Here is a 23365-nt window from a genome sequence, read left to right as displayed (position 1 = left end):
ATACTCTGTTTTCGGGCGTATTTAGAAGTACAAGCCCTTATTTAAGCTTATGCACAGCGTCTATGAAAATGTCTCCTCGTTCCTCAAAAGTTTTATATTGATCCCAACTCGCACAGGCTGGGGAGAGTAATATAACATCTTTTTCGTTAGACATTTCATATGCTTCGAAAGCCGCTTGTTCCACATTATCGACACGTTTGATTTTTTCTATTCCTGCTTCTTTTGCAACGCGTTCAATTTTCGGAGCAGTTTGTCCAAAAGTGACAAGCGCTTTAACATTTCTTAAAAAAGGTTTTAATTCATCAAATTCATTTCCGCGATCTAATCCGCCAGCTAAAAGAATAATAGGGGTAGAGAAAGCCTCTAATGCCTTCGACGTTGCTAAAATATTTGTCGCTTTCGAATCATTATAGAAACGACGGCCGTTTACAGTATCTACATATTGCAGGCGATGCCTTACACCCGAGAACGAGGTTAAAACTTGACGTATTGCATCATTTTTAACGCCTCTCGATTTTACAACGGCAACAGCTGCTAATATATTTTCTAAATTATGTTTTCCTGGTAAAACAATATCATTGATCGGCATAATAGCCTCATCGTTATACCAAACATATTCATCTTTTATATAGGCACCTTGTGATAGGTTAGCTTTTGTCGAAAAATAAACTTTTTCTGCTTTAGAAATATGTGAAAGCTCAATCACATGTTCATCATCTAAATTCACAACGGCTACATCATCTCGGTTTTGGTTCAGAAAAATCCGTTGCTTCGCTTTCATATATTTTTCTTTCGTTCCATGATAGTCTAAATGAGCATCAAAAATATTTAAGATGAGAGCGATTTTCGGATTAAAATGAATGGTTCCTAACAGTTGAAAGGAAGATAATTCCATGATGATTATATTTTCTTTACTTGCTTTTTGGGCTACCTCACAGGCAACCTTTCCTATATTTCCAGCAATCAACGGCATTTGTCCGTCAGCTTTAAGAATTTCAAAAATTAAAGTCGTTGTTGTCGTTTTTCCATTCGATCCAGTAATGGCAATAATATCCGCTTCTGATATACGATAGGCAAGTTCAACCTCTGTTATAATGGGCAATTGTTTTTGAAGGGCTTGTGTAATAATCGGATTTTTGTATGGAATCCCAGGATTTTTGACGACCATTTCTATTTTATACTCATCTAGGAGATCAAGCGGGTGCTTTCCGCTAATAACTGTTATTCCTAACTGCTCAAGCTCTTTAACCGCTTCATTTTCTTCAATCGATTTTATGTCATTAACAATCACATTTGCTTCCAATTGATGCAATAATTTAGCGGCTGCTAAACCGCTTTTCGCTAAACCTAGTACGAGAACATTTCTCCCATTAAATTCTTTTACGCTTTTCAATTTACAACCACACCTCAATATAGATTCCTAATATAGCAAATAATAGTCCCATCACCCAAAAAGTTACGACAACTCGCCATTCCGACCATCCGATTAATTCATAGTGATGATGGAGAGGACTCATTTTAAATACTCTTTTTCCCGTTGTTTTAAAAGAAATTACTTGAATAATAACCGAAAGTGTTTCAATGACAAATACACCGCCAATCAGGACTAGTAAAATTTCAAGCTTCGTTAAAATCGCAACGGTAACAATTGCCCCTCCTAAGGCAAGTGAACCTGTATCCCCCATAAATACTTTAGCGGGATGTGCATTAAACACTAAAAATCCAAGCACTGCCCCTACAACGGCAACTGAAAAAATGGAGACATCATATTGCCCTTGATTCCAAGCTAATACCGCATAAGCACCAAATGCTAAGGCTGCAGTACCAGATAAAAGTCCATCTAGACCATCCGTTAAATTTACCGCATTCGATCCTCCGACAAGCATAAAAATCATGAACAATACATAAAGCCAACCTAAATCGATTGAAAACTCCGTACCTGGAAAGCGAATATTTGTCGAAAATCCATATTCGTTAAAAACGAAATAAAAAATAACAGCGATCATCATTTGACCTATTAATTTTTGCTTGGATGTCAACCCTAAATTTCGCTTCATCACAACTTTTATAAAATCATCTAAAAACCCGAGCAAACCGTAGCCAATTGTAACGAATAACAGTAAATACATTTCCACACTCGGCTCAGCAAATTTATTAGTCATGATCATCGTTGTCACAATGATCGAAACAATGATCATAACACCGCCCATTGTTGGTGTGCCTGATTTTTTCAGATGTGATTTCGGCCCCTCTATGCGAATGCTTTGACCAAACTTTAGTCGTCTTAAAAATGGAATCATGATCGGTGAAAGTAATACAGTAATTAAAAAGCTCATCAATATAGTAAGCAAAATGACTTGCTCAAGCATCAAAGCCTCCTCCTTTCACCGATTTTTGTGTACGCTTTTGGACACATATTACTATTTTTACCTTATATGCTGTCATATCAAACCAATCCAATTTCATAATCTCCTCTTCCTATTCACTTACCTTCCTGATTTTTTCCATGCTTCGAACGCAGTTCTCGTATAGCGTGTACGGCCACTTTTTTATCGTCAAATTCAAACGTTTCGCTACCAATTTGCTGGTACGTTTCATGCCCTTTTCCGGCAATCACAATACAATCACCTTTTTTGGCATTCGCTATCGCAAAATAAATGGCTTGCTCGCGATTGACAATAGAGTGAAAGTATTCACCTTCTACTCCAGATTCCATATCTTTTAAAATAGCAAGCGGATCTTCACTACGTGGATTATCCGAAGTAAAAATAGGGACATCAGCATATTTGACAGCTACTTGGGCCATTTTTGGACGTTTTGATGGATCGCGATCTCCACCACATCCAATCACGACAAAAATCTTATGATCGACAAACTGTTTTACTGTTTTTAATACATTTTCTAAGCTGTCGGGTGTATGGGCATAATCAATAATAACAGTAAAATTTTGCCCTTCATTCACGAGTTCAAATCTTCCCCGCACCCCTTCTAGCGATTGAACAGCTTTTAAAATCGTTTCAATTGAAATACCTGAAACAAGTGTCGCACTAATCGCAGCAAGAACATTATATACATTAAACTTACCAACGAGCTTCATTTGTACTGGGTACGTCCCATCAGGAGTAACGAGTGTAAACATTGTGCCCGTTGCACTCATCTTAATATTTTTCGCCATGATGTCACATTCAGCATCAATACCATACGTGATAATATGCGCACTTGTCATATGTTCATAATACTTGGAGGCTAAATCGTCACCATTTAAAATCGCGAACTTCGGTTTTTCATGATGATAGGCATTCCCAAGCTGTGCAAATAAAAGACCTTTCGCATTGCGATACTCATCCATCGTATGATGGTAGTCTAAATGATCTTGGCTTAAGTTAGTAAATACTGCTACATCAAAGTCACAGCCATGAACACGTCCCATATGTAAAGCATGTGATGATACTTCCATCACTGCATTTGTAACATTTTCATCAATCATTTTTTTAAACATCGATTGCAAAGTTAAACTTTCAGGCGTCGTGTTTTTAACATCATATTGTTTTTCTTTTATTTTTATGTACATGGTGCCGATCAATCCTGTATTTTTACCAGCCTCTTTTAAAATTTTTTCAATCATATGGGTTGTTGTTGTTTTCCCATTTGTCCCTGTCACACCAATTAAATGAAGCTTATGGGTTGGCTGACCGTAAAAAGCATCAGCTAAAATCGCCATCGCTCTTTTTGTATTTTTAACGATAATGACAGGGATATCATCTTTTACATGGACTTTTCGTTCTGCTAATATCGCCGCTGCCCCTCTATTTATTGCTTCAAGGGCAAAATCATGTCCGTCAACGGTATATCCTTTAATACAAACAAAAAGACTACCTTTTGTAACCTTTCGTGAATCCATTTCGATGGATGAAATCGTAGGATTTTGTTCACCATATACATGATATTGATATAAATATTTTAGTAAAGCTTTCAGCTTCATTGATGCTCAATCCTCTCAACATTTCAGCTTATTGTTTTCACATTCATAAAGAAATGATGTACGTACACATTTTAGCTTAAATCTTAAAAAAGTGCCATAAGGGCTTTTCACCCAAATGATAATAATTGAATGAAAGCCCTTATATTCATTATTCATGTTCATGTTTTTCAGAATTGTTAAAATAAACTCGAATGGTTGAACCCTCTTTAACTTTTTTTCCTGGTGATGGTGATTGATCGACTACGTTTTTGCCTTCACCATTGACATCTAATTTGAAGTTCAATAATTGATTGGCTATTTCTTGCTTTGTTAACCCTATAAGGTTCGGAACTTCTACTAGCTTTGTGTCCGACCATGTATATTCCTTTTCCATTTGTTCTTTTCGAGGTTTAACATCCATTTCACGCAAACTATCACCAATGACCTTTCCTACAATTGGCGCTGCGACCAATCCCCCAAATTGAAGAGTTCCCTTTGGATTATCTACTGCAATATAGACGACAATCTTCGGATCATCGGCGGGGGCAAAGCCAATAAAGGAAACAATATGATTGTTTTGTAGATAAGCTCCATTGACAGCTTTTTGCGCTGTACCTGTTTTCCCCCCGACGCGATAGCCATCCACAAAAGCACCTTTTCCTGTTCCTTTTGCAACAACACTTTCAAGAGCATAACGAATTTCTTTCGATGTTTCTTCTGAAATGACACGTCTTTTCGCTTTCGGAGTTGTTTTATGAACGACTTTTCCTGTACTTGGGTCGATCCATTCTTTTGCAATATATGGTGTATATAACACGCCGCCATTAATTGCCGCAGATACAGCAGCAACTTGTTGAATAGGTGTAACCGATACACCTTGGCCAAAAGCCGTAGTCGCTAATTCAACTGGTCCTACTCTATCCTCAGAAAATAATATACCTTTTCCTTCCCCTTGTAAATCGATTCCTGTTTTTTCGCCAAAACCAAATTTTTTAATATAGTTAAAAAGGGTCGATGTTCCTAATCTTTCTCCCAATTCGACAAAGCCAGGGTTACAGGAGTTTTGGACGACCTCTAAAAACGTTTGATCTCCATGACCTCCTTTTTTCCAGCACCTTAAAGTCGCTCCAGCCACCCTTGCAAAGCCGGGGTCGTGAAAATGCTCTTGATCTAAATCAACTTTTTTCTCTTCTAATGCTGCTGCTAACGTAATAATTTTAAAGGTCGATCCTGGTTCATAGGTGCTCCAGATCGGCAAGTTGCGGTTATAAACTTTCGGATCAACATGTTGATATTCTGATGGATGAAAGTTAGGGCGAGATGCCATTCCTAATATTTCCCCATTATTCGGATTCATTGCAATTGCAATCATCCCATCTGGAATATATTTTGCTTCAGCTTGATCTAATTCCCGCTCTATAATTGCTTGTATATTCGCGTCGATCGTTAACTTTAAATTTAATCCGTCAATGGGCGGTGTATATTCTTCTCCTTCACCTTGCATTCGCCTTCCTTTTGCATCAGAATAAAACTTGACATATCCACGCTTCCCCTTTAATTCATCATCATAATACAGTTCAAGCCCTGCTAATCCTTGGTTATCAATACCCGTAAAACCCAATACGTGTGACAAAAAGCTTCCATACGGGTAAAATCGCTTCGTATCTTCCGCGATATAAATTCCTTGTATACCTAATGCACGAATTTCCTGAGCTTTTTCGTAGGAAATCTTTCGACCCTCTGGATTGATACGAACACTTGCTGCATTTTTGGTGAGAAATTGGTACGCTTTTTCTTCAGACATATTTAAAACTTCCGCTAATTTTTTTGCTGCTTCAGATGGATTTTCAATTTGCCTAGGTACAACATATACGGTTGGAGCGCTAACGTTTGTTGCTAGTTTTTTTCCATTCCGATCTAATATTTCCCCGCGCAGCGGTTCAAACGGAATGTTTCGACTCCATAAATCTTTCGCTAATGATGTTAAGCGATCCCCTATAATAAACTGAACATAGCCGAGACGAACATCGATGATCAAAAAAACGAGAAAACCGATCAATAACACAATAACGAGACGTCTTCGTACCGTTACGTTTGACACCCTCATTCTAGTACTCCTCTCATTCAAGCTCGTTAAAAAAATATATGCCCTGCGAAGCCATGATAGAACAAGCTGTCATGTCCGCAATATGAAATAAAAAAGCTTGACATCTATATAGCCTGTCAAGCTTTTTTATTTCTCTTCAAACTGAACGAAACGAATTCCTTTGAGGGCAATGTCAAAATAGAAAGGAAATATGTATCCTAATGCTTATCATTGTTCCTTTTGATCTTGTATTAAATCTGTTTTCTTAGTCAGTTTGACAGTTAATGAAGCTTTATTTTTGATTTTTGTACCAGCTTTTATACTTTGTGTTTGTACGTATCCATTTCCTTCATAATCCAAATCGAGATCTAAAATGGAAGCAAGTTTCCACACATCCCGAAGTGACCATCCAGTAATATCTGGCATTGTGACTTGACCATCTGTTTTTAACAATATTTTTTCATTGGCAATGACTCGTGAATGGGCTAGTGGATATTGGGCTATTACGGTTTTCCCATCTCCTAATGTAATCACATCCATTTTTTGCTCCATTAACTGCTCGGAAACTTTTTGAACATCTTGATTTGAAAAGTCTTCGATCAAAAAGCCAATATTCATTTCAGATTTTTGTCGTGTAGTGTTGTGATCCGGCTTGACTTGTAAATATTCTAAGCCATTTTTCATCACTGTTTTAAAAATTTTCGATACGGGAGCTGAACCAACCTCCGTAGGCTTTAATTTCGGTTGTTGAACCGCCACATAAACGAGTAGCCTTGGGTTATCTTTTGGTGCCATTCCTAAAAATGAAAAGATATAATTTTCCCTGCCCGTTAAATACTTACCGTTCTTCCCTGCGATTTGTGCAGTCCCTGTTTTCCCCGCAACTTCATAGCCTTCAATTTGGTATGGCTGACCTGTACCATTCTCAGAGCTGACAACCGTCCCCAATATATCCCGAACTTTATTGGCCGTTTCTTTGGTGATTGGTTCTCGAACAACGATCGGTTTATTTTCTAGCAATACTTCACCGTCATCAGGGTCTACTACTTTTTCAATAATATACGGTTTCATCATTTTGCCGTCATTGGCTATTGCCGTTGCTGCCTGAATCTGTTGAATCGGTGTAACTGCTGTCCCTTGTCCAAAAGCCGTTGTTATTTTTTCCACTTCATATTGGAAGTTGATTTTACTCGTTCCTTCATTCGGGAGATCAATTCCAGTTTTTTTCGTAAACCCGAATTGCTCTAAATAATGATAGAAGGTATCAAAGCCAAGCTTTTCCTTTGCGATAATAGCAAAGGCAACATTTGAGGAACGCTGCACTCCTTCATCAAAGGTAATCGTTCCCCATCCTTTATTATTGTGGTCTCGTATAGGCTTTGATCCTTTTACCGGATACGTTCCCGATCGGTATTTTTCATCCCCTTTATATACTCCTTCATTAATGGCTGCGGCTAAGGTAAAAATTTTCATCGTCGAACCTGGCTCATACGCATATGAAATGGCATCATTATAATAATTGACGATATTTCGCTTATTTGGATCAAAGCTTGGTCGTTGTGTCATCGCTAATATTTTTCCAGTTTTTGGATCAATGACAATGCCAATCATTTTTTGAGGCTGATATTCCTTTTCCACCTCATTCATTGCATCTTCTAAAAACGTTTGGATCTTTTGATCAATTGTTAAATAAACATTCGCTCCATTATCAGGTGAGACGATCTGATCATCGCTATTAGGCAGTTTAAATCCATAGTGATCTTGTTCGTACTTGACATAGCCATCTTTTTCTTGCAAATATTTATTTAAGTATTTTTCAATGCCAAGTTTTCCTACTGTTTTTCCTTGATCATTTTGCGCAAATCCGATCACATTTGAAGCAAAGTTTCCGTTCGGATAAAAACGCTTCGTATCACGAATAAATCCGATTCCTGGCAGTCCTAATGCCTCGATCTCCTTCTTTTTTGAAAAACTTATATTGCGGCCATTTGTTCCAAATTCTACTTGTTTTCGGTCTTTCGTTAAAATCGATAAAACTTCAGAAACATCCATATTTATAAGTGGAGCAAGCTTTTCAGCCGTTTCTTGCGGATCCACTACATGCTGCGGGTGATCAGGATCTGTTGTTAATGACTCATCTAAGACAGCTACTAACGTAAATGTCGATGTATCTTGCGCCAATACCTCGCCATTCCGGTCTAATATGTTGCCTCTTTGAGCTTCTAATGTAATTTTGTTTTCGTATTTTTCCTGAGCTTTGACAGCGAGCAATTGTCCATCCACTTTACCTGTTATTTGTATGTAAAAAAAGCGTACAAATAAGACAAAAAAGAGCAAAGCAAATATTATCGATAATATTGCTGCTCCTCTGTTCATGTTTTGGTTTTTTTTCATGATGATCAGTCCTGCACACCCTTTACATGATTAGGATTTAATGTTAATCCTAACTCTTTAGCTTTAGACCAAATGCGTTCTGGGTTACTTAACTCTTTTTTTTGAATAAGGAGGTCGTGATTCATTCTTTCTTGTTCCTTTACTTTCATTTCAATAGCTTGAATATCCATATTTACTTGATACAATTTAACGTAATTAGACACAATGAAGATCGATCCGATTAAAACGATGAAAAGAAAGATCATAAATAATATTTTTTCTCCCAATGTGAATAGCGGCCTTTTCTTGACAATGACTTTTTCCTTCACTCTACGCTTTGATTGCTGCTCTTGATATTGCTTTTGTCTAATTTTAACGGCTAAATTACTCAATGTTTATGACCTCCTATTTTTCTAATTTTTCCGCGATCCGAAGCTTTGCAGAACGAGCTCGAGGATTTTCTTCGATTTCCTTAATGCTTGGAACGATCGGTTTTTTTGTAATAATGCATATATCCGGCTTATACTCATCAGGGATCACCGGTATGTTAGGAGGTAAATGAGCGGTTTCAGCTGCCTTTTTAAAAGCTGCTTTACAAATCCGATCCTCCAATGAGTGAAAGGTTATCACACAAACTCTTCCTTTTGGTTTGAGTAATTCGATTGCTTGTTCGATCGCTTCTTCAAAAACTTTTAGTTCATCATTGACGGCAATTCGAATGGCCTGAAACACTCTTTTAGCTGGATGGCCACCCGTTCTTCTTGCAGGGGCAGGAATGGCTTCCTTAATAATATCGACTAGTTTCCCCGTAGTGTTGATAGGTCCTTTTTCACGAGCAGCTTCAATTTTTCTTGCAATTTGCTTTGAAAATTTTTCTTCTCCATACCGAAAGAAAATGTTCACGAGTTTTTCATATGGCCATTCATTCACAACCAGATAGGCGCTTAATGATTGCTGCTGATTCATTCTCATATCAAGAGGTGCATCATGCTGATAGCTAAAACCTCTTTCCGGCGTATCTAATTGTGGAGAAGAAACTCCTAAATCAAAAAGAATACCGTCAACTTTTGAGATTCCAAGCTCCAATAGCTTTTCTTTTAAATAACGAAAATTGCTTTGAATGATGGTGACACGATCTTGATAAGAAGCCAGCTTTTCTTTTGCATATTGAATCGCTGTTTCATCTTGATCAAATGCGATCAAATGTCCTTTATTGGATAATCGAGAAACAATTTCAAAGCTATGACCTGCTCCACCTAGTGTACAGTCCACATAAATACCATCAGGGTTGATGTTTAATCCCTGGACTGCTTCTTCTAATAAAACCGTTTTATGCTGAAACATGGCTGTAACCACCTTTTATTCATAACCGATTTGCCTTGCTATCAATCATTTCTTATATATCAAAATCAATCATATTTTCCGCAATTTCTTCAAATGATTGTTCTTGTTCCTCTACATATTTTTCCCAAATATCTTTACTCCATAGTTCAATGCGATTGGAAACTCCAATGACAACACATTCTTTTTCTAATTTCGCATACTTCAATAAAGGCGCTGTAATGTTTACTCTTCCTTGCTTATCCAGTTCACATTCGACAGCTCCAGAAAAGAAAAATCTAGTGAAAGCGCGGGCATCTTTTTTCGTTAAGGGGAGAGATTTTAATTTTTCTTCGAGGGATTTCCATTCGTTCATAGGATAACCAAACAAGCATTGATCTAAGCCGCGTGTTAAAATAAACACTTCACCGAGACCTTCACGAAATTTTGCTGGAATAATAATTCGACCTTTCGCATCAACGGTGTGATGGAATTCTCCCATGAACATGTAAAATGTCCCCACTTTCTCACCTTATCTCTCCACATTCCTCCACTTTCCCCCACAGCTTTATTGTACTATTTATAAACATAAAAAAAAACCCTGTTTTAAACAGGATTTTTTTTCATATTTTGACAACCTTATGTTTTCCATTGAAAGTATATGTCTCTTGTTGTAAAAGTTTCAGGAAATCTAAACCGTATTTGTTTAAATAATAAAATATATTCCAAACACGCTCCTGCAATAGGCCATTTGGAGCAAGTGAACACTCAATACGCTTAAATTTATTCAATTCCGCCTCAAATTTTTCATTGACCTTCTTTTTTACAGCATGCTGTATAAAAGAAAGCTGGGATTCGATGAAATAAGCATTTTTTTTGAGCAATGGTTCTAAGCTTTTGTCAATTTCAAGAGCGGCCTCTCTTAATTGTGAATGAATTTGTTCGATTTTTTCTTTCGCTTCTTCAACTAACGGTTCAAAATGTAAAGGCTCCTTTTCCCTTAGCCAATTTTCTTTTAGCTGCTTTATTTTTTGATGGAATATTTCATCTAAAGACAAGTTTAATTCTTCAATATCTGTTTCAATATGTCGTTCTAAAATCGTCATATTAAGTCTTGGAATAACAGGTGGCATATCCAAATCACAAACATGGAAGGCTCCCTTTAATTCTGCCCAATAGGCGATTTCACCAGGTCCTGCAATAAACGCTAAAGTCGGCAACAAAAGCTCCTGCATAATTGGTCTTGTGATGACATTGTTGCTAAAGGAATTCGGGGAATGTTCAAGCCTTTCTTCTAGCTCTTCTTTCGTTAACTTCAAATCTATTTCAGGAATAACAAACTTATTCTGATCTCTTAATAGCAAAAACCGTTCATCATCATAATGAATAAATATATTTGCACTATGTTGTTTCATTTCGATCGTGGGCTGAAATGAATTTTGGCGTAAAAGCTGTTGTTGTTTTTCTACAGCTTCATAAATTTTTTCGTTCTGATGCAATATTTTTCGAAAATGACTTTTTTCTAGCTTGCGAAGCCCTTTATCGGCCGAATTCAATAATACAAGTCCCGAGTTATGGAACAATGTCATCACAATTTGCTCAAAAAATTCAACATATGTACGTGAACGATCTAGTAATTCTTCTAGTATGTTTAAGATGAGATTCGTATGTTCAGTTTCACCGTAAGTTTCGATAATTTCTTTAAACCATCGCCGGCATTTGGACTTATCGATTTCGATATTTGACACCATCTGTTTTTTAAATGGTACTTGTGAAATAGCTTTCTTTTGAATCCTTTCATTTTGATAGACGTAAACGTGGTTAATTTCTTCAAAATCATGATCCTCTCCCGCAATCCAAAAAAGGGGAATTACAGGTACCCCTAGCTGCTCTTGTAGTTGCTTCGCCAAGGTTAAAATAGAAATGATTTTATGTATCGTATATAAAGGACCTGTCAGTAATCCAGCCTGTTGGCCTCCAGCTACAACAACACTTTTCGGGTCTTTTAATTTTTCTATATTTTGTAACGATAAATCAGCTTGATCAAAGCGTTTATGATATTGAAATAAATAATGAACAAGTTTTTCACGCTCGAAATTTCTTACTTTTAGCTTTTCATACCTTTTTTGAAAAACATCTCGATGATGTGGATGATAATCAAAGAATATTTTCATGTTTAACGGATCTGTTAAATAAGCATGAACTAGTGGATTAGATGCAGGAAGGGAGAGTTCCATAATCTCCATCTTTATAACTTCCTTTCTTCGTATAATCAATCGTCCTCACATGAGTATAGCATGGATTTCTTAAAATCAAAAAAACTTTGCTTCATTGGGAAGGGCGCCCTTTTTCTGATTGATTTTCGATCCCTTTTATCGAATCAAACAAAAATTGTACATGTGGAATAGATAGATGCTTTTTCTTTGCTTCTGCTATTATGTACCCTAAGATGGCATCAATTTCGGTCATTTGTCCATTTTCAATATCTTTTAACATGGAAGAACGATTTTTGGCTGTTGATTTACAAATATTTTGTACATAATCCCAATGTTCGCTTTTATTTTTTAATTCTAACACTTGCCAAACTTCTTGGAACAGCTTTTTAGCTATACGATGAAAAAATGGATTGAATACTAATTCACCATTTTGAACACGATAAAGAGCTGTTAAAGGATTGATGATCGCATTCGCTAACAATTTTTTGGCTAAAACGCTATACCAGTCATCAAAAACATCAACGATAAACGATGGATCATGCGGATTAAGCTCGTTGATAATAGTTAATTCATTAGCATGAAAACGACAAAAAATTGTACGGCCAATCCCTGTATGCTCGATCAAATAATGGTCCTTCTTTAATACACCGTGTTCAACAGACCCAAGTATAATGTTATGCATGGATAGGTCTTTAAGAAGCTCAATGTGCGCCATCCCATTTTGTACAAAAATAAGTGTTCGCCCTGAGAGATTTTTTAGTAATTGGATAATTGGGAAGAGCTGATATTGTTTGACGGAAATGATTAAAATTTCTTCTTGATAATCACGATCACTTGTCGCTTTGTTGACATGTATTTGAAAAGGGGACGGTCCTTCCACAATAATCCCTTTTTTCTGCAGCATGATCGCTTGCTCTTTCGTTCTCGTATAAATCGTGACATCATGCTTTTTACTTAAAAAAGCTGAAAATAATAAACCTATGGCACCTCCGCCAATAACTCCAATGTTCATTTCTTTTCACCTGCTTTTTATACTGTATTGTACCATGTTCCCATCCTGTTTTGATCATTAAACATGCTCGTTCATTTCCTTAAAATGTAAACACTAACGATTGAACGTTTAAGAGGGTATCCCTTTCTGCATATCAAAGAAAACGCTTTCTATATTTTGAAACTTGTTTAAATTCAAATTTCAACTGTTAAAAGTGTTAATTTTTTTGTATAATGAAATTGCAAGAAACTTATAATACATGTTCCTTAATGAATCACTATTTACATGATTAAACTATTAGTTTAGAAAAACAAAAAGGCTTCACAAGTGCTTAAGGGGGATTTTTTATGGTAAAAGTTGAACGATTACTTGTTAATTATAAAACATTAGAAGAATTTAAAAAATTTAAAGAATATGGTCTGCAAGAATTGTCAATGCTTGAAGATTTGCAAGCAAATATTATTGAAAATGATAGCGACTCCCCGTTTTACGGCATATATTATGGGGATAAGCTTGTTGCAAGAATGAGCCTTTATCGAATTGATAAAAAGTTTGATCAATATTTTGAACCAAAACAAGACTATTTAGAGCTTTGGAAGCTGGAAGTTTTACCTGAGTATCAACGTAAAGGATATGGAAAAGCACTTGTCGATTTCGCTAAATCATTCGGTTTACCGATCAAAACAAATCCACGAGTTAAATCGGCTGGATTTTGGGAAAAAATGGGCTTTCAGCCGGTTAAATATGATGTGGAGAGAGATCGAGGCGAAAATCCTCTTGTTTGGTATCCAGAAGGTGTTAAGGAGCAGCAAAACTGACCTAAATCAACCACATAAAGACACAAATAATGCAAGCGTTTTCAAACATGATAAGCTCTCGCTCGAGCATAAGTGTCTGCCCTCCAAAGGGCAGACACTTATGGATCAGCCACATTATCATTTTTCTAGTCTTTCTAAATTACCATTTCGATCCATTTGAAACTTCACTTTTTTCTCTTTTTCACTTTCTTGTAAAACAACCATTTTTCTGGCCCGTTCCATGATTTCCATTAGTGAGCGATAATCGTCTTCCACCTCTTGAATATGTTGTTCAAGTGATGTTTTTTCATTTTCTAGCTCCATTATTTTTTCTTCCAATAATTCCACTTTTTTTCTAAGTTGCTCATTTTCTTTTTGAAGCTGCTCAACATTTCCATTTTGCTCTAATTTTTGTAAAAAAGAGATCACTTCCCTTAATGATAATTTACTTTCAGCAGGATTGCATGTCTCCTCCGATCTTTGACTTTCTTTTCCTGTTTTTCTCAATTCTTTCCGCTGCTTTTTGGCCAGCTCAATACCGGTTTTATATTGTTTTCGTACATAGGAATTCCAGCGAAAACCACAAGCAGCAGCCGTTCTGGAAAGTCTTTTTCCAACCTCCTCAAAAGCAGCCAGCTGCGTTTTTCCTTCTCGAATATACCTTAAAACGACTTCTGCTAACAGCAAATCTTCGTCTTGTGTCCAAGCATCTTGTCTCATCGTTGTCATTCATCCATCCCCCCTAACATGCTATTTTATCGAGCCTACCTATTTCGTTTAACCTTTATTTTTATTATATGCTCTTGCTAGAGAAGATAGACTACCGAAAAAGACTTGTTATGAATTTAAAAATTGTTTGACTGCTTGCAAGTGCTCTTCTTTTTCCCACAGTTCGGCACAACGATCAATTTCTTGCATCATTTTCTGTTTTAATCCTTTTTCCCATTCCGATATTTTGATTTGTTTATATGCTCTTAATACTTCTTTATTACTACGAATCGTTTCTCGTATATATTGATACGATTCTTGATAAAAGTTATTTTCAGCTACTATTTTCGAAACAAATCCCAACTCGAAAGCTTCCTCTGAAGAATACCGTTTTGCTGACATGAGCATTGTTAACGCTTTATCATAGGGGAGTTTTTTCAATAGCATGGATGCACCTCCCCATCCTGTCGTAATGGCTAAAGTCCCTTGTATGAACCCAATTTTTATTCCTTTCTTAGCAATACGGAAATCACAGGCAGTCGCTATTTCACAGCCGCCACCTACTGCTGTACCGTTTAACACTGCAAACGTCGGCACAGGCAACATCATCCATTCATATAAAATTGTCCCCATTTTTGATAACATTTTATATGCTTCATCTTTCGTTTTTAATTGATGAAAGACAGATAAATCTCCACCTGAGCAAAACGCTTGCTGTCCTTCCCCAATGATCACCGCTGCTTTTACATGTTTGTTGGATTTGACAAAAGTCATAAATTGCTTGAATTGATCCATCACGTCTTCATCAATCGCATTTCTTATGTCTGGTCTGTTCAGTTTGACTTCAAAAATTCCATCTTTCTTTTCTGTTATTACAACTTTTTCCATTATTACCCTCCTACTGCTTGAAAACGTTCATTACATAAAAAATTATAACAATACAGAACATTTACAAAAAGCTGAATTTTTCATATAAACGAAAGGATCATATTGGGGGACTGTAATATTTTTTCAACTGCAGAGGAAAGGTCAAAACATAGAAAATTCCGTTCTATATTGACTTTGTCTACAAACTGAGAACGCAAGGCCTATTTGCCTTGCGTTCTTTCATTATTTATTCACAACTTCTTTCCCTTTATAAGTACCGCAAGATTTACATACGCGGTGAGCTAATTTCATTTCGCCGCAGTTCGGGCATTCTACCATGCCAGGAACAGAAAGTTTAAAATGTGTACGACGTAATCTTTTCTTTGTTTTAGAAGTTCTTCTAAAAGGTACAGCCATTTTTCCCACCTCCTTACAGCGATATAAGAAGATTATGATTGATTGTGATCTTTTTTAAAAAACTTTGCCAAACTTGCTAATCTAGGGTCAATTTTATTCTTTTGTTCTTCTTCAGATACAATTTTCCAACCTTTTCCTTCTTGAGGTGTGGTTTCATTACTAAACACTTGCAACGGTATTTCCAGGAGAACTAGTTCACGAATGATCGGTGTTAAATCAACGATATCTCCCTTAACCGAGTGTGTGTTTTCATCTGTTTCATCCTCAGTAGGGCTAAAAAGAAATGTTTCCGTTGTGTGAATGTCAAAAGGATAATTCACATCTTCAAGCGTCCGAGCACATGGAAGTGTCATCTCACCACATATCGTTAAATGAAAGGTGATATAAGTCGAACGAATATCTGCCTTCCCTTTTACATGAATAGGTGAGAGCTCTCTCAAGTCTGGATGAGAACGAACTAATTCATCCAATTCAATGCTTTCATCAATTGTTAAGCCTTTTTGCTGTAATTTCAATAATTCATGTACAGACCATTTCAATTCATATCACCTCAAGACAACAAAGGTAATTATAGCCTTCAATCAAGTATTTGTCAATATTTTTTCTTGACGGTATAATAGAAACAACTTATTTAAACTTTAACATAAGTATAGGCAATGATAAAATCGATTAAGGAGTTGCATATAAACTTGAAGGCTGTCGGTATTGTCGTTGAATATAATCCCTTTCATAATGGGCATCAATTTCATTTGCAAAATTCTTTGAAAGAATCGGGCGCAGACGTTGTCATTGCTGTTATGAGCGGTTATTTTTTGCAACGTGGCGAACCAGCAGTTGTATCAAAATGGGCACGCACGAAAATGGCTCTGCAAAATGGGGTTGATATCGTTATTGAATTGCCATATGCTTTTTCCACACAATCTGCTGAAATTTTCGCAAAAGGTGCCGTTTCTATTTTAGATGCCCTATTTTGTCAATATTTATGTTTCGGAAGTGAACAAGGAGACATTGAACCATTTATCAACACAATGGACCATTTAACGAACAAAAAGGAGCAATATGAAAAAATATTAAAAGAAACGCTTCAAAAAGGCTATAGTTACCCAAAAGCTACATCCATTGCCTTTGAAGCCATTACTGCTGATCACAAAAATATGATCGACTTAAAAAAACCTAATAATATTCTTGGATATCAATATATCCAAGCCATACGCGATTTAAAGAGCCAAATAAAACCGCTGACGATTAAGCGGATCGGTGCAGACTATCATGATGAAACATTACATAAAACAACGATTGCTAGTGCAACAAGTATTCGTAAAGCCCTCTTTGAACATAACGATTTATATTCTTTAGGCGAATACATGCCAAATGCTTCTTTTCAAGAACTAAAAAAATACGGAGATACCTTTAGCATGTTTCATCAATGGGAAAATTATTATCCATTTTTCAAATATTCCATCTTAACGAAATCACTAGATGAATTAAACGAAATCTATGAAATGGATGAAGGGCTGCAATATCGGCTGAAAGCAAAAATCCTTAAATCTTGCTCCTTTCACGAATTTTTACAGTCTGTCAAAACAAAACGATATACATGGACAAGGCTGCAACGATTATGTGTACATATTCTTACGAATACAAAAAAGAAAGAAATGCTTCCAGCTTCATCAAGCACCCAAGCCCCATATTTACGTTTGCTCGGCATGAGTCAAAAAGGGCAGCGTTATTTACAGAAAATTAAGAAACATCTATCGGTGCCTATTATTGCAAAACTATCTGCCTTTGATCATCCTCTTTTATCTTTAGATGTGAGAGCAGCTCATGTATATTCTCTCGCACTTCCTGAACCGAAGAGATCCTCCTTCATCATGAAGGAGTATTCAACACCGCCAATTCGATATGATGAAATGGAAAAACAATTTTTATAAAGAACAGCCGTCATTAAACCACGGCTGTTTCATATTTTATTCGAACATCAGTTCAATGTTTGTAAATAATTCACCGCATCATCAAATGTCTCGACAGGGATGATTTTCATGTCACTTTTGATCTCTTTCGCTGTTTTTATGGCCTTATCATAATTGCCACCTTCTTTTGGGGCAAAAAATATTTCGATTCCTTCCTTGTCCGCTGCGACAACCTTCTGTGAAATTCCCCCGATGACACCGACATCACCATTCTCATTAATGGTCCCAGTACCAGCAATTTTGTGTCCTTTTGTGATATCTTCCTCCGTTAATTGATTGTATATTTCAAGCGCCATCATTAAGCCAGCTGACGGTCCACCGATGCTTTTTGTATCAAGTTCAACAGAAGGGGTTGTCATAATTTCTTTATCAGTCATAATGCTAATTCCTACCCCAATTTTTTCTGGTTCGTTTGGAAAAGGAGCTAATTGAATCTTTGTCTTTCTTTCCTTTCCATCTCTTTGGAACGTGATTGTGATCACATCCCCTTCGTTTTTCGATTGTACATAATGGATGAAATCTTCCTCTGTTTCAATAAACTTTCCGTCAACATGTGTAATTCGATCCCCGACTTTCAACTTTTTCGCAGCTGGCATTTTTTCGATCGTTTGCATGACCATGATCCCATTATTTTTGTATGTAATCTGCTTGTTTGCTTTTTTATATGCAACGACGATTGCTGCTTGCTGGGAAGCCTCCATGATATGAATTTGCCTTTCTATATATTGCTCATCTGATTCTCCATCATATTTCACTTGTTCATCTGGAAATACTTCATAATATTTTTGAGTATGTGCCCATAAGTATGTAAACGGATTCGCCCTCGTAATTTTGACAGTCGTTAAGTAAATACTTCCTTCTTCATGATGGCCATTTTCGACTTGAACCATCTGCTTTAAACTTGTCGCCATTCCAGGTTTTGTTACATAAAAGGGTATTTTTACAAAAGTGGATAAAAACACTGCGATGACAATTAAAATAAGTGTACGTATAAGGTGTTTATTTTTCATGAACTTGCTCCTTCCATTGTAAAATCCGCTTGTGAATATGATCTACATATTTTTTTGCCTCTTCTTCTCCAATTTGAATAATTTCTTCTATATTCGTAAACGCACGGGAACTATATTGTTCGACATGTGGCCGAATCATAATATCAGAAGCGATTTTTCGGTGATGAACAAGCTCGTCTTGCATAATATCCAAGCTTTGCATAATGACGTCAAAAATTGTCGTCATTTGGTCATTTTTTTTAACTGGTGATACATCAACAGCAATCACAATATCAGCTCCCATTTCTTTTACGACAGATACTGGGATCCGATCTACAACCCCCCCGTCTACTAAAAGCATGCCATTCATTTTTACTGGTACAAAAATGCCAGGGATCGAAATACTAGCGCGAACGGCATCTGACACAGGACCATTTTTAAAAACAACTTTTTTTCCTTCTTGTAAATCTGTTGCTACAACGGCAAGGGGAATGTTTAAATCTTCTATTTTTTTATTCTTAGTTAATACTTTAATTAAATTTTTGACGCGATTTCCAGCAATAAACCCCATTTTAGGAACAGTAAAATCCAAGTAAAACTTCCTTTTAAAAGCTGTAGCCATTTTATATAGTCTTTCTATGTCAATACCAGCTGCATAAAGGCTTCCGACTAATGCTCCCATACTGCTACCAGCAATGAGATCAACCGGTATGTTGTTTTGTTCTAAAATGTTGATGACGCCTAAATGGGCAAACCCCCTTGCGCCACCAGAACCTAGAGCTAAACCAATTCTTGGTCTTTTTCCCATAGGAGCCTCCTAAATTCTGAATGAAATTTGTTATCTATCATATGGTCTATTTATGGCACCTATACACGTATATTGAGTTATATAAGGTTGTACTAAAAATATTTTTGTGCTCAATTTAGCATAGTAGGGGGCATTTTTCTTGATAAAACTACCTGATAAAACCTTGTTTTTTGCAATTGCCATTTTTTTGTTTGCCGTTTTAATTATTTTGTTCCCAAAAGATTCGTTAAATGCTGCCAAAAGTGGTCTTCATATGTGGTGGAATGTCGTCTTTCCATCACTTTTACCTTTTTTTATCGTTTCTGAACTACTCATTGGCTATGGTGTTGTTCGGTTTATCGGAGTTTTACTTGAACCATTTATGCGTCCTGTGTTTCGAGTTCCTGGTGTAGGCGGCTTTGTATGGGCAATGGGTATGGCTTCTGGATTCCCAGCAGGGGCTAAATTAACGGCAAGATTGCGACAAGAAGAACAAATAACAGCCATTGAAGCTGAGCGGTTAGTTTCCTTTACGAACTCTTCCAATCCGTTATTTATTTTTGCAGCTGTTTCAATCGGTTTTTTTCAAAACGAACAAATTGGGCTCGTTTTAGCCGCTTCTCACTATTTAAGCAATATATGCGTTGGTCTCATCATGCGTTTTTATGGGCGTAAACGAGAAAAAATCTTAGAAAGACGTAAAAAAATTACATTTCCTTCCTTAAAACAAGCATTTTTTTCTCTGCATGAACAACTAACAAAAGAACAAAAGCCGTTCGGAAAAATGCTCGGGGATGCAGTTATTCAATCAATTCAAACTTTGCTCATGATCGGTGGATTTATAATTCTCTTTTCGGTATTCAATAAGATGCTTGATATGATTCATTTCACGAGCTTTTTAGGAAAGTTAATATCTCACTTATTTGAGCTTTTAAACATTCCTAGCTCATTAGGTGGTCCTTTTATATCAGGATTATTTGAAATTACATTAGGGAGTCAGCTAACGAGTGCTGCGGATTCAAACTTATTACATAAAGTCATCATCGTAAGCTTTATTTTAGCGTTTAGCGGTTTTTCCGTTCAGGCACAAGTAGCAAGCATATTAGCAGAAACTGATATTCGATTCCAACCGTTTTTTTATGCAAGAATTTTACAAGGAATCCTTTCTGCGTCGATTGCCTATTTCCTATTTAAACCTCTTTATTTAGAAAGACCTTTTTCTTCGCGCCCGATTATACCTGTCTTTAACAGAGAGGAAGCGCTGAATTGGATGACGAGCTTGTGGAATGTACTTCTCGAAGCAGGTCCTTTCGTTACAATCTTGGCGTTAACTCTTTATTTAGTATTATATTTTCAAAGAACGGTGACAAAAAATGATTAATACGTGTTCAAATATAATTCCTTTTATGAATAGACTTTTCCTATAAACTTAGGTGAGAGAAAGCTCTCACCTAACGCTTAAATTTTTTGTTCAAAGCTTCTTCAACTACTTTCGGTACTAAATCAGAAATATTGCCGCCATATTTGGCCACTTCTTTCACAATACTTGAGCTTAAAAAGGAATATTGATTATTTGTCATCATAAAAAATGTTTCAATATTCTCTTCTAAAACGCGATTCATCGAGGTAATTTGCATTTCATATTCGAAGTCGGAAACGGCACGGAGACCTCGTAAAATAGCATTTGCTTTTTTACTGCGAGCATAATCCATAAGTAAACCTTGAAATGATTCAATCGTAACATTTGGAAGGTTGGAAGTGACTTGTTGTAACAATTCACACCGTTCCTCTACCGTAAAAAGAGGTTTCTTGGACGAATTATTTAAAACACAAACATACACTTGATCGAAGACATTTGCACCCCGTTTAATAATATCTAAATGTCCATAAGTTACTGGATCAAAACTGCCTGGACAAACTGCAATACTAGCCAATTTCATTCCTCCATCCATTTAGATCAGTTCGATAGATTGTAACAGCTGTATGTCCATATATTTCTTGTTTTTTCAAATGTAAAATCCCTACTTCTTTAGGAAGATGAACATCATGACGATGTTCGCAAACAATTGCACCTTCTTGATTCAAGAGATGATGATGTTCAATAAAGGAAAGTATTGTTTCCAATATTTGTTGTTTGTATGGTGGATCTAGTAAAATTAAATCGAACGTAAGTCCTCGTTTCACGATCGCACGCAATGCTCTCTCAGCATCGGTCCGAAATAGTTCCGCTCTCTCCTTCAAATTACATGACAATAAGTTTGTCTGAATCGTTTGAATCGCTTTTTTATCTTTATCAATAAAAATGCAGCGATCCATCCCACGCGAAAGCGCTTCAATTCCTAAACCGCCACTTCCCGCAAACAAATCGAGAGCTGTACCGCCTTGAAAATAAGGCCCAATCATATTAAAAATCGCTTCTTTTACTTTATCTGTCGTTGGTCTTGTTGTCATACCTGGTACAGCTTTTAAGACTCTCCCTTTACAAGTGCCTGAAACTACTCTCATAATTATTCACCACAACTTTACAAAAATCCTCTTTTTTTGCACTTAATATCCTATCATAGAGAAAGAAATGAAACAAATGATCGTTGTTTTTTTATACGAGTGAAAAAGTACGAAATAGACGTATAACGAAAAAACTTTTGGTCATAATGAGTAGTGACAACATCAAGTTGAGGATGTTGTTGCCAACCGCGGAGAAGACTTACGTTTCCCCATAAGTTCTTCCTCCGGTTTCTCCTCTCCCTTTGCCTTCTAGTTTTGAACTATAAAGTTTCAAGACATAGAAGGGCCCTGCAAAAATTTTTGCAGGGTGTTTTTTTTGGCCATCTTTTACTAAGCATTTATTCATGTTAGTATTATAAAATGAAAAGCATGCAATGGGGGAAATAAGATGATACAGAGATTTATCGAGATTGGAGAAGGATATTCAGACATATATGAGCTGATCGAAATTGCAAAAGCAAATAAGCATCGTCTTCTTCATCTTATGGCCTTTCACACCTATATAAACGGCAAGGCTGTTACTTCTTTAGTAGTTGTCTTAAAACCAACGAATCCCGGAGAGTTTCAACCATTATATATTTGTCGAGAAGGAATCCCAAATCCTCATGTAAAGCCAAATAAACGGTTTGACTTATTTAAACAGCTAGCGGATGAGTTGGAAAAAGAAATTATTGAACTTGATGTAAAACCATCAACAATTTATCCAGAAAAAGAATTATTTTACCAACACTTAATCGGAATATTAAGAATGAATCGTTACATTGCCCCACTTCAATAAAAAGCGGAATCCATCAGGATTCCGCTTTTTAAAAATTTTTTTAATCAAGTTTGTAATCATATTCTTTCGCCTTATCTACTTTTGATTCAAACTCAAGCTTTAAAAATGGTTTGTATGATGGTTCAACGTATTTGACAAATGAGTAGGACTTTAACTTCTCTATAATTTGCTCCATGAGTTCCATTTGACAATATAATACTACATATTTCATTTGTTTAGAAACGTAATGAACATTGCCATATTTCCGCAGTGTTTTGACATGCTTTAAGGAATGAAGCCATACAATTAAACCTTGACGTTTCTCAAACATGTTTCATTCTCCTTTTACTTGTTGATCAATCATCCGTTATCATATAATGATCCTAAATAGGAGTGGTTCGATCATGAATATAGATACGATATGGGTGGAGTTTCAAAATTCCTTAAGACAACATCAACAAATTAAATGCTGTTACATCAAAAAAATCAAAGGCTTGCCATTTTTATATATTCAAACATTTCATCCAATTGATGAAAAAAATTAGAAAAATGCATGAAAACCATTTCCGACTTTATTATAAACAATAAACGCTTAACGTACCAAACAGTATTTGTCCGAAA

24 protein-coding genes are annotated in these 23365 nt (G+C 36.3%); 5 read left to right on the top strand and 19 right to left on the bottom strand.

The window, feature by feature from the left end; all coding sequences use genetic code 11:
- Positions 1 to 37: 37 nt before the first annotated feature.
- The 10 genes from murD to J2S06_RS03485 form a co-directional block, all read right to left on the bottom strand.
- A complete protein-coding gene (gene murD / locus J2S06_RS03530) occupies positions 38 to 1393 on the bottom strand; it encodes a UDP-N-acetylmuramoyl-L-alanine--D-glutamate ligase (protein ID WP_419151299.1) in 1356 nt (451 codons plus the stop codon).
- A 1-nt stretch (position 1394) separates the two neighbouring features.
- Positions 1395 to 2369 carry a phospho-N-acetylmuramoyl-pentapeptide-transferase gene (mraY, locus tag J2S06_RS03525; protein WP_419151298.1) on the bottom strand — a complete coding sequence of 325 codons (975 nt, stop codon included), beginning with the start codon at positions 2367 to 2369 and terminating at the stop codon, positions 1395 to 1397.
- 113 nt (positions 2370 to 2482) lie between these two features.
- Positions 2483 to 3982: a UDP-N-acetylmuramoyl-L-alanyl-D-glutamate--2,6-diaminopimelate ligase gene (locus J2S06_RS03520; RefSeq protein ID WP_419151297.1), complete on the bottom strand. Its 1500-nt coding sequence runs from the start codon at positions 3980 to 3982 to the stop codon at positions 2483 to 2485.
- 148 nt (positions 3983 to 4130) lie between these two features.
- On the bottom strand, positions 4131 to 6068 hold the full coding sequence (locus tag J2S06_RS03515) for a stage V sporulation protein D (RefSeq protein WP_419151296.1): 1938 nt from the start codon (positions 6066 to 6068) through the stop codon (positions 4131 to 4133).
- Between the two features lie 207 nt (positions 6069 to 6275).
- Positions 6276 to 8441, bottom strand: a complete 2166-nt coding sequence (locus J2S06_RS03510; protein WP_419151295.1) for a penicillin-binding protein — start codon at positions 8439 to 8441, stop codon at positions 6276 to 6278.
- A 5-nt stretch (positions 8442 to 8446) separates the two neighbouring features.
- Positions 8447 to 8812 carry a cell division protein FtsL gene (gene ftsL / locus J2S06_RS03505; protein WP_419151294.1) on the bottom strand — a complete coding sequence of 122 codons (366 nt, stop codon included), beginning with the start codon at positions 8810 to 8812 and terminating at the stop codon, positions 8447 to 8449.
- 13 nt (positions 8813 to 8825) lie between these two features.
- A complete protein-coding gene (gene rsmH, locus J2S06_RS03500) occupies positions 8826 to 9764 on the bottom strand; it encodes a 16S rRNA (cytosine(1402)-N(4))-methyltransferase RsmH (protein WP_419151293.1) in 939 nt (312 codons plus the stop codon).
- A 52-nt stretch (positions 9765 to 9816) separates the two neighbouring features.
- A complete protein-coding gene (mraZ, locus tag J2S06_RS03495) occupies positions 9817 to 10248 on the bottom strand; it encodes a division/cell wall cluster transcriptional repressor MraZ (protein WP_419151292.1) in 432 nt (143 codons plus the stop codon).
- Between the two features lie 115 nt (positions 10249 to 10363).
- A complete protein-coding gene (bshC, locus tag J2S06_RS03490; protein ID WP_419151291.1) occupies positions 10364 to 11986 on the bottom strand; it encodes a bacillithiol biosynthesis cysteine-adding enzyme BshC in 1623 nt (540 codons plus the stop codon).
- An 82-nt stretch (positions 11987 to 12068) separates the two neighbouring features.
- On the bottom strand, positions 12069 to 12968 hold the full coding sequence (locus tag J2S06_RS03485; RefSeq protein WP_419151290.1) for a 2-dehydropantoate 2-reductase: 900 nt from the start codon (positions 12966 to 12968) through the stop codon (positions 12069 to 12071).
- A gap of 326 nt (positions 12969 to 13294) precedes the next feature.
- Between J2S06_RS03485 and J2S06_RS03480 the strand changes: the two genes are divergently transcribed.
- Positions 13295 to 13765: an N-acetyltransferase gene (locus tag J2S06_RS03480; RefSeq protein WP_044896131.1), complete on the top strand. Its 471-nt coding sequence runs from the start codon at positions 13295 to 13297 to the stop codon at positions 13763 to 13765.
- A 117-nt stretch (positions 13766 to 13882) separates the two neighbouring features.
- On the opposite strand, the gene J2S06_RS03475 is transcribed toward J2S06_RS03480, so the two are convergent.
- From J2S06_RS03475 to J2S06_RS03460, 4 genes are all read right to left on the bottom strand, one after another.
- Positions 13883 to 14473 carry an RsfA family transcriptional regulator gene (locus J2S06_RS03475; RefSeq protein WP_044896132.1) on the bottom strand — a complete coding sequence of 197 codons (591 nt, stop codon included), beginning with the start codon at positions 14471 to 14473 and terminating at the stop codon, positions 13883 to 13885.
- A gap of 108 nt (positions 14474 to 14581) precedes the next feature.
- On the bottom strand, positions 14582 to 15340 hold the full coding sequence (locus tag J2S06_RS03470; RefSeq protein WP_419151289.1) for an enoyl-CoA hydratase/isomerase family protein: 759 nt from the start codon (positions 15338 to 15340) through the stop codon (positions 14582 to 14584).
- A gap of 222 nt (positions 15341 to 15562) precedes the next feature.
- Positions 15563 to 15736 (bottom strand): 50S ribosomal protein L32, encoded by a 174-nt coding sequence (gene rpmF, locus J2S06_RS03465; protein ID WP_044896134.1) that lies wholly within the window; start codon positions 15734 to 15736, stop codon positions 15563 to 15565.
- A 32-nt stretch (positions 15737 to 15768) separates the two neighbouring features.
- Positions 15769 to 16275, bottom strand: coding sequence for a YceD family protein (locus tag J2S06_RS03460; protein WP_419151288.1), 507 nt, complete (start codon positions 16273 to 16275; stop codon positions 15769 to 15771).
- 150 nt (positions 16276 to 16425) lie between these two features.
- On the opposite strand from J2S06_RS03460, the gene J2S06_RS03455 reads away from it, so the two are divergent.
- Complete coding sequence (locus J2S06_RS03455) at positions 16426 to 17667, top strand: nucleotidyltransferase (RefSeq protein ID WP_044896136.1); 1242 nt, start codon at positions 16426 to 16428, stop codon at positions 17665 to 17667.
- A 47-nt stretch (positions 17668 to 17714) separates the two neighbouring features.
- Here J2S06_RS03455 and J2S06_RS03450 read toward each other — a convergent pair whose 3' ends face one another.
- On the bottom strand, positions 17715 to 18716 hold the full coding sequence (locus J2S06_RS03450; protein ID WP_044896137.1) for a SepM family pheromone-processing serine protease: 1002 nt from the start codon (positions 18714 to 18716) through the stop codon (positions 17715 to 17717).
- Positions 18706 to 19503 (bottom strand): patatin-like phospholipase family protein, encoded by a 798-nt coding sequence (locus J2S06_RS03445; RefSeq protein ID WP_044896138.1) that lies wholly within the window; start codon positions 19501 to 19503, stop codon positions 18706 to 18708. Before J2S06_RS03445 ends, J2S06_RS03450 begins: the two co-directional genes overlap by 11 nt.
- Positions 19504 to 19645: 142 nt before the next feature.
- On the opposite strand from J2S06_RS03445, the gene ylbJ reads away from it, so the two are divergent.
- Complete coding sequence (gene ylbJ / locus J2S06_RS03440) at positions 19646 to 20863, top strand: sporulation integral membrane protein YlbJ (protein WP_419151454.1); 1218 nt, start codon at positions 19646 to 19648, stop codon at positions 20861 to 20863.
- A 70-nt stretch (positions 20864 to 20933) separates the two neighbouring features.
- On the opposite strand, the gene coaD is transcribed toward ylbJ, so the two are convergent.
- Together coaD and rsmD are read right to left on the bottom strand one after the other, a co-directional pair.
- Positions 20934 to 21416, bottom strand: coding sequence for a pantetheine-phosphate adenylyltransferase (gene coaD, locus J2S06_RS03435; RefSeq protein WP_044896139.1), 483 nt, complete (start codon positions 21414 to 21416; stop codon positions 20934 to 20936).
- Positions 21409 to 21987, bottom strand: coding sequence for a 16S rRNA (guanine(966)-N(2))-methyltransferase RsmD (rsmD, locus tag J2S06_RS03430; protein WP_419151287.1), 579 nt, complete (start codon positions 21985 to 21987; stop codon positions 21409 to 21411). Before rsmD ends, coaD begins: the two co-directional genes overlap by 8 nt.
- A 388-nt stretch (positions 21988 to 22375) precedes the next feature.
- On the opposite strand from rsmD, the gene J2S06_RS03425 reads away from it, so the two are divergent.
- Positions 22376 to 22765: a DUF7147 family protein gene (locus J2S06_RS03425; RefSeq protein ID WP_044896141.1), complete on the top strand. Its 390-nt coding sequence runs from the start codon at positions 22376 to 22378 to the stop codon at positions 22763 to 22765.
- A 40-nt stretch (positions 22766 to 22805) separates the two neighbouring features.
- Here J2S06_RS03425 and J2S06_RS03420 read toward each other — a convergent pair whose 3' ends face one another.
- A complete protein-coding gene (locus J2S06_RS03420) occupies positions 22806 to 23075 on the bottom strand; it encodes a YlbG family protein (RefSeq protein ID WP_044896142.1) in 270 nt (89 codons plus the stop codon).
- 73 nt (positions 23076 to 23148) lie between these two features.
- Between J2S06_RS03420 and J2S06_RS03415 the strand changes: the two genes are divergently transcribed.
- Positions 23149 to 23289 (top strand): hypothetical protein, encoded by a 141-nt coding sequence (locus tag J2S06_RS03415; protein ID WP_419151286.1) that lies wholly within the window; start codon positions 23149 to 23151, stop codon positions 23287 to 23289.
- The last annotated feature ends 76 nt before the right edge of the window (positions 23290 to 23365 follow it).

It is taken from the genome of Bacillus alveayuensis (assembly GCA_030812955.1).
Classification (GTDB): domain Bacteria; phylum Bacillota; class Bacilli; order Bacillales; family Aeribacillaceae; genus Bacillus_CB; species Bacillus_CB alveayuensis.
Note: the sequence above shows the minus strand (reverse complement) of the source record. Positions and strands in the feature narration are given on the sequence as shown.

What these genes read in the sequence shown, in the direction of transcription:
- mraY (WP_419151298.1), bottom strand. Translation starts at nt 2,369, where the DNA reads ATGCTTGAGCAAGTCATTTTGCTTACTATATTGATGAGCTTTTTAATT.
- J2S06_RS03520 (WP_419151297.1), bottom strand. Translation starts at nt 3,982, where the DNA reads ATGAAGCTGAAAGCTTTACTAAAATATTTATATCAATATCATGTATAT.
- J2S06_RS03515 (WP_419151296.1), bottom strand. Translation starts at nt 6,068, where the DNA reads ATGAGGGTGTCAAACGTAACGGTACGAAGACGTCTCGTTATTGTGTTA.
- J2S06_RS03510 (WP_419151295.1), bottom strand. Translation starts at nt 8,441, where the DNA reads ATGAAAAAAAACCAAAACATGAACAGAGGAGCAGCAATATTATCGATA.
- rsmH (WP_419151293.1), bottom strand. Translation starts at nt 9,764, where the DNA reads ATGTTTCAGCATAAAACGGTTTTATTAGAAGAAGCAGTCCAGGGATTA.
- mraZ (WP_419151292.1), bottom strand. Translation starts at nt 10,248, where the DNA reads ATGTTCATGGGAGAATTCCATCACACCGTTGATGCGAAAGGTCGAATT.
- bshC (WP_419151291.1), bottom strand. Translation starts at nt 11,986, where the DNA reads ATGGAGATTATGGAACTCTCCCTTCCTGCATCTAATCCACTAGTTCAT.
- J2S06_RS03485 (WP_419151290.1), bottom strand. Translation starts at nt 12,968, where the DNA reads ATGAACATTGGAGTTATTGGCGGAGGTGCCATAGGTTTATTATTTTCA.
- J2S06_RS03480 (WP_044896131.1), top strand. Translation starts at nt 13,295, where the DNA reads ATGGTAAAAGTTGAACGATTACTTGTTAATTATAAAACATTAGAAGAA.
- J2S06_RS03475 (WP_044896132.1), bottom strand. Translation starts at nt 14,473, where the DNA reads ATGACAACGATGAGACAAGATGCTTGGACACAAGACGAAGATTTGCTG.
- J2S06_RS03470 (WP_419151289.1), bottom strand. Translation starts at nt 15,340, where the DNA reads ATGGAAAAAGTTGTAATAACAGAAAAGAAAGATGGAATTTTTGAAGTC.
- rpmF (WP_044896134.1), bottom strand. Translation starts at nt 15,736, where the DNA reads ATGGCTGTACCTTTTAGAAGAACTTCTAAAACAAAGAAAAGATTACGT.
- J2S06_RS03450 (WP_044896137.1), bottom strand. Translation starts at nt 18,716, where the DNA reads ATGAAAAATAAACACCTTATACGTACACTTATTTTAATTGTCATCGCA.
- J2S06_RS03445 (WP_044896138.1), bottom strand. Translation starts at nt 19,503, where the DNA reads ATGGGAAAAAGACCAAGAATTGGTTTAGCTCTAGGTTCTGGTGGCGCA.
- rsmD (WP_419151287.1), bottom strand. Translation starts at nt 21,987, where the DNA reads ATGAGAGTAGTTTCAGGCACTTGTAAAGGGAGAGTCTTAAAAGCTGTA.
- J2S06_RS03425 (WP_044896141.1), top strand. Translation starts at nt 22,376, where the DNA reads ATGATACAGAGATTTATCGAGATTGGAGAAGGATATTCAGACATATAT.
- J2S06_RS03420 (WP_044896142.1), bottom strand. Translation starts at nt 23,075, where the DNA reads ATGTTTGAGAAACGTCAAGGTTTAATTGTATGGCTTCATTCCTTAAAG.
- J2S06_RS03415 (WP_419151286.1), top strand. Translation starts at nt 23,149, where the DNA reads ATGAATATAGATACGATATGGGTGGAGTTTCAAAATTCCTTAAGACAA.